Consider the following 2,617-nt stretch of genomic DNA (forward strand, 5'->3'; position numbering starts at 1 on the left):
CCCGGACGGTCAGTTGAAACTCCCCCACTTATGGTCGCGCAAATTCCCCCACCCTGTGAAGCAGGACTAAGGGTTATTTAGCTGGTTTTCGATTTCCGTGCAAGCGTTTCAGCGGCTTCCTTGAGGCGGTAGCTGCGGCCGTCGAATTCAAGCAGGTGGCAGTGATGCATGAGCCGGTCGAGGATCGTGGTGCTCATCGTGTTGTCGCCCAGGTATGCGCCCCAATCCTGCACAACGCGGTTGGACGTGACGACAACGCTTCGATGCAGTTTGTAGCGTTGATGGATCAGCGTTTGCAGCAGTGCGCCAGCGGCGTCGGGGATCGTACGCGACAGGAACAGGTCATCCAGCACGAGCAGATCGCTCTCGAGGATGGCTCGCAGCCGGGCTTCGCGCTGGGCAGTCGGGCTCAGCGCGTAACGGTTAAAGAAGTCGTCGGTCTCAAGATACTGCACCTTGTGGCCTTGCAGGACGGCCTGGTAGGCGACGGCCTTCGCAACGTGCGATTTGCCGGTGCCTGGTTTACCGATGATCAGCGCGTTGTCGCCGGCGGCGATGAACTTCAGCGTGTGCAGCTGGAAGCAGGCCTGGCGAGGCACTTTGGGATTGAAGGCCCAGTCGAATTCGGCGAGCGTGAGTTTCTCTTCGAGGCCGGAGAGCTTGTAGCGGCGTTCGATGAGCCGGGACTGGCGGCGATCCAGTTCGTCCTGCAGGATCAGTGCGAAGGTTTCAAGGAACGGCTGCTGGGAGCCCTGGGCCTGCAACACGCGCGTTTCGAGTGTGTCGCGCACGCCAGACAGGCGGAGCTGTCCGAGAGCCCGTTCGATTTCCGGTAACGTCATGGTCATGCCTGTGTTTCTCCAGTTGGAGGTTGAGGTTCGGCGCCGTGCTGCGCACCGAGGGTAAAGAGTTCGCCGTACTCGGCGGCAGGACGGATCAGCGGGTGATCCTGCGTAAGAGGTAGCTCTAGCTGCGGTGCCTGATCGAGACGCTCGAGTGCCTGTTCGAACAGCCGTTCGACGATCGCGCGCACCTGTTTGTAGCGGTAGACGTGATGACGCAACGCGTGATCGCAGGCCTGCTCGACGAGCCGGGCGGGATACTTCTTCGCCAGACCAACGATGCCCCACATGGCGCGATGGCCGACGCGACCTTCGCTATCGAACATGTGCTGGCACAGCGCCTTTGTTTGTGGCCCGATGTCGCCGGCGCTCGCGAGCAGGAAGGCGCTCTGGCGGGACGGATTGAACGGGCGTTCGTCTTCGGGCAATTCAAGCGAACCGGCCTGCAGGGCGCGAGGATGGGTGCGCAACAATGCCTGCGTACGGCGATCGCGAATCTCGATGGTGGAATCGTATATGCGCACTGAAACGAGACTGCCGATCGGTGCAGGTCGTGCCGCATAGTTGCTGCGATCGATGTTGACAGTGGTGTCGTCCCAGACGGTACGCACGACCTCCGTGAAGTAGCGAAAGCCGGTGGTCGGCAACGGCCGCAGATGCGGCCTCTCCTCCTGGAACATGGCCTCGACCTGTCGCCGGGTGCTGCCATGGATGCGTTTGGCCGCCCAGTTTGCCTCCCAGTGCATCAGGAATTCGTTCTGGGCTTCGAGCGACTCGAAACGGCGGCCGGCAAGCGCGGTGCCCTGCGTATGTTGAATCGCGTTCTCGACGGTCCCCTTTCGATTCGGGTCCCGCACACGTGCCGGATCGGCGACGACACCGTAATGCCCGAGCATCGCCTCGTAGAGCCGGTTGATCTCGGGTTCGTACAGGTCGGGCGTGATGACGCCCTCCCGGAGGTTGTCGAGCACAACGTAGCTGACCGCTCCCCCAAAGTAACGAAAGGCTTCTTCGTGAAGCTGGGCCCAGACCTGCTTGCTGGACTTCCAGACCACGCACCGGAAACTGCGCCGCGAGTACCGCAGGGTTATCACGAACAACCGCGGGCGTCGGTAGCGGCCGGTCTTCGGATCGCGGGTCAGTGCACCTTCGCCATAATCAACTTGAGCTTCTTCGCCGGGGGCGAACGCGAGACGGTCGAACTGCTCGGGATCAATGTGGCGCAAGGCGCGCACGAAACGCTTGACGCTCTCGTAGCTCGCGGTGAATGCGAACTGATCGACCAGATCCTGATAGATCGCCTGCGCGTTGCGCCTCAGGCGGACCTGCTGTTCGATCCACTCGCGATGCGGTTCGCTTGCGGAGCGGGCGAAATTGAACGTTGTGGTCTTGCTGGAACCGTCGGTAGCCGGTGGTCGCGGCGGTGGGGGAGTTTGCGTGACGGCCGTTTCAGAGCCGGTGGTCACCATGGGGGAGTTTGCCGAAGCGGACTTCTCCGACTCGAACATCGCCTGATAGCGACGAATCGTCTTGCGGTCGATGCCCGTGAGCCGCTGGATCTGGCGCTGGCTCTTGTTGCGCTCGAGTAATGTGAATACGGTGCTTTGCAGGTGCGGCTTCAAGACGTTCACTCCCTGAACTCCTTCTTGTTCGAAGGAGACGAAGATAGACGTCCTGCAACACCTCTCCCGGCAGCTTTAGTGGCTCAGCCGACGGTCGTCAGGTGGGGGAGTTTGAAGTGACCATACCCGGAGGAATTTGACCGACCGCCGGGG

The 2,617-nt window shown here is 61.5% G+C and carries 2 protein-coding genes; both read right to left on the reverse strand.

What is annotated here, in order from left to right:
• Nucleotides 1–77 precede the first annotated feature (77 nt).
• Nucleotides 78–848, reverse strand: a complete 771-nt coding sequence (gene istB, locus P0D73_RS46180; RefSeq protein WP_006397378.1) for an IS21-like element helper ATPase IstB — start codon at nucleotides 846–848, stop codon at nucleotides 78–80.
• Nucleotides 845–2,509 (reverse strand): IS21 family transposase, encoded by a 1,665-nt coding sequence (istA, locus tag P0D73_RS46185; protein WP_408436393.1) that lies wholly within the window; start codon nucleotides 2,507–2,509, stop codon nucleotides 845–847. The genes istB and istA overlap by 4 nt, the downstream gene beginning before the upstream one ends.
• Nucleotides 2,510–2,617: the final 108 nt, after the last annotated feature.

This window comes from Paraburkholderia sp. RL18-101-BIB-B (genome assembly GCF_046026985.1).
Classification (GTDB): domain Bacteria; phylum Pseudomonadota; class Gammaproteobacteria; order Burkholderiales; family Burkholderiaceae; genus Paraburkholderia.